The 3,189-nt window shown below is 74.4% G+C and carries 2 protein-coding genes and 1 pseudogene; 2 read left to right on the plus strand and 1 reads right to left on the minus strand.

From position 1 onward, the window contains the following. Window positions 1–372: 372 nt before the first annotated feature. A complete protein-coding gene (locus HO151_RS01485; protein WP_173894328.1) occupies window positions 373–1,680 on the plus strand; it encodes an adenylate/guanylate cyclase domain-containing protein in 1,308 nt (435 codons plus the stop codon). A gap of 116 nt (window positions 1,681–1,796) precedes the next feature. On the opposite strand, the gene HO151_RS01490 is transcribed toward HO151_RS01485, so the two are convergent. Then, window positions 1,797–2,624, minus strand: a complete 828-nt coding sequence (locus HO151_RS01490) for an enoyl-CoA hydratase/isomerase family protein (protein ID WP_173894329.1) — start codon at window positions 2,622–2,624, stop codon at window positions 1,797–1,799. 122 nt (window positions 2,625–2,746) lie between these two features. On the opposite strand from HO151_RS01490, the pseudogene HO151_RS01495 reads away from it, so the two are divergent. After that, a pseudogene (locus HO151_RS01495) lies at window positions 2,747–3,189 on the plus strand (diguanylate cyclase); the annotation flags it as partial.

Here is a 3,189-nt window from a genome sequence, read left to right on the forward strand (position 1 = left end):
GGGCGCGGGCGACATCGTGCACCTGCGCCCGGCGGGCCCCACGGACGGCGGCTGACGGGCGGCGAGCGGGAGCCGGCGGCGAGCGGGAGCCGGGGACGAGCGGGAGCCGGAGGCGGGCGGGCCGGGGGACGAACGGGTCATGGGTGACGAACGGGCCCAGAGGGGTACGCGGGGTGTTCCTTACCCGTTCGTGCCGGTGGTGAGCAGGGGGCGCGCCCGGCCCGTACGACAGTGAGTGGTCCGCCGGACGTACGCGTACGGAGGGGTCCACGGGCCGTCCGGCCCCGGCAGTAGGGAGTGAGCCAGAGCACACCTGCCGTAGAGTTGAGGCCGGTCGGTACCTGACCGCGGCGAATCGGAAGGGCAGCAGGCGTGACGGTCGACGACAGCGGTTCGGGCACGGGCGGCCCCGCCTCCGGCGGTGAGCCGGGCCGTACGGCCGGGCCCGTCGCCGGCACGGATGCCGCGCGGGTCGACCGCGCCGAGGCGCATGCGCGCGTGGAGCGCGTGAAGGAAGAGGAACAGCACGCAGTGGACGCGCAGGACGGCCGGGTCCCGGCCGCTGACCGGACGGATCCGCGGGGCCGGACGGACGCGCAGGACAGCCGGACCGACCAGGACGCCGCAGAGTCCGACGGGGACCCGCTCGCGCTCCGGCTCGAACAGCTCATCCTCGGCGCCGAGCGGCGCTACACCCCCTTCCAGGCGGCCCGCAGCGCGGGTGTCTCCATGGAGCTGGCCTCCCGTTTCTGGCGGGCCATGGGTTTCGCCGACATCGGCCAGGCCAAGGCGCTCACGGAGGCGGACGTCCTGGCCCTGCGGCGGCTGGCCGGTCTCGTCGAGGCGGGGCTGCTCAGCGAGGCGATGGCGGTCCAGGTGGCGCGTTCCACCGGCCAGACCACGGCCAGGCTGGCCGAGTGGCAGATCGACTCCTTCCTGGAAGGGCTCACCGAGCCCCCGGAACCGGGCATGACGCGCACCGAGGTCACCTATCCCCTCATCGAGCTGCTGCTGCCCGAGCTGGAGGAGTTCCTGGTCTACGTCTGGCGGCGCCAGCTCGCCGCCGCGACCGGGCGTGTCGTGCAGGCCGCGGACGACGAGGAGATGGTGGACCGGCGGCTGGCCGTCGGCTTCGCCGACCTCGTCGGCTTCACGCGGCTGACCCGGCGGATGGAGGAGGAGGAGCTCGGCGAACTCGTCGAGGCCTTCGAGACCACCGCCGCCGACCTGGTCGCGGCGCACGGGGGACGGCTCATCAAGACCCTGGGTGACGAGGTGCTGTACGCGGCCGACGACGCGGGGATCGCCGCGGAGATCGCGCTGCGCCTGATCGAGACGATGGCCAACGACGAGACGATGCCCGAACTGCGGGTGGGCATCGCGTTCGGCACGGTCACCACGCGCATGGGCGACGTGTTCGGCACGACCGTGAACCTCGCGTCCCGGCTGACGTCGATAGCTCCCAAGGACGCGGTCCTGGTCGACGGGGCGTTCGCGGAGGAACTCATCCGAACGGGGGACGCGCCCGCCTCCGAGGCGGTCGCCGCGGAGGAGGCCATCGCGGCGGAGAAGGAGGGCGAGGAGCCGCCGGGGTACCGCTTCGGCCTCCAGCCGATGTGGCAGCGGGCGGTGCGGGGGCTGGGCGTGGTGGAACCCTGGCTGATGAGCCGGCGGGGTTGACGCTCCGCGTGTGCGGGGGCGGGGCTGCGCCCCGGGTGTGCGTGGTCGAGGGCGGTTCCAGGGCGCGGGTCGTGTGTGGTGGCTCGCGCAGTTCCCCGCGCCCCTGAAAGACGGGACTACTCCCCGGGCCAGTCCGGGCGGCGCTTCTCGTTGAAGGCCGCGACCCCTTCCGCCCGGTCTCCCGAGAACGCCACCGACCGCCATGCCGCGTCCTCGATCTCCAGCCCCGCCGGCAGGTCCAGCCCGTGTCCCAGCCGCAGTGCCCGCTTCGCCGCCCGGAGCCCCACCGGCGAGTTCCCGGCGATGCGCGAGGCGAGGGCCAGCGCCGACGCCCGGTCCTCCCCGTCGGCGACCAGCTCGTCCACCAGCCCCAGCTCCCGCGCCTCCGCGGCCTCCACCCGCCGCGCCGAGAAGATCAGCTCGGCCGCCCGCGCCGCACCGACCCGGCGCGGCAGCAGCTGCGTACCGCCGCCCCCGGGGATGACGCCGACCGACACCTCGGGCAGCCCCACCACGGCCGTGCCGTCCGCCACGATCAGGTCGCAGGCGAGCGCCAGCTCGAAACCGCCGCCGAGCGCGAACCCGTGCACGGCCGCGACGGTGGGCATCGGAAGCTCCAGCACCCCGGTGTACGCGGCCCGCGCCACCGGCCGCTGCCGGACCAGCTCGGCGTCCGTGAGCGAGTTGCGCTCCTTGAGGTCGGCGCCGACGCAGAAGGCCCGCTCGTGGGTCGAGGTCAGCACGACCGCGCGTACGTCCCGGTCGGCGGCCAGCGCCTCGCACGCGGCGGCGATCGAGCGGGCCATCGCGGACGACACGGCGTTCATGGCCCCGGGCCGGTCCAGGGAGAGCTCCGCGACGTACGGGGTGTGCTGCCGCACCGCCACGTACTCCCCGAACCGCCGCTCCGTACCCTGCTCGCCCTTCCCGCCCTGCTCCGCCATGGCCCTCTCCCGGTTAACGTGGGTTAACTTCCGGCCCGATCATTCCAGTCGGCCGCCTCCGGGGAAAGACCTCTCCCGGCTTCGACGTCTCAAAGTCGTACAAAACTACCTAACCTGGTGTGATGGGTGGTGACGATGTGCGGCTACGGGCCGTGGTGGCACTGGCACAGGGCATGGCGGCCGCGCACGTCCCGCAGGAGTCGTGGCGCGCGGCGGCGGACGGGGCCCGCCGGGCACTGGGCGGCAGCTTCGCCGCGCTGTCCGTGTGGGAGCGGGACCTGGGGCGGCTGCGCGTCCTGGTCAACACGGGGGAGCTGACCCGGGGCGAGGAGGAGTTCCCGGAGTGCGAGGCGTACCCCGTGCACCGGTTCCCCGAGATCACCGAGTTCCTGCACGAGCGCTGGGTGGGCGGGGGCGAGCCCAACGCCTGGGTCGAGACGGCGGAGGGGTCCGCCGCGGGGCGTGCCGGGTACTGCCACCAGAGAGTGGCCGCGCTGCGGCGGCGCGGGCGCGGCTGCTGCGTCGTCGCGCCGGTCGTCCTGCACGGGCGGGCCTGGGGCGAGCT

Source organism: Streptomyces sp. 8P21H-1, assembly GCF_013302945.1.

Bases quoted from the DNA above. Each gene is read 5' to 3' on its own strand.
- HO151_RS01490 (WP_173894329.1), bottom strand. From the start codon at position 2,624: ATGGCGGAGCAGGGCGGGAAGGGCGAGCAGGGTACGGAGCGGCGGTTC.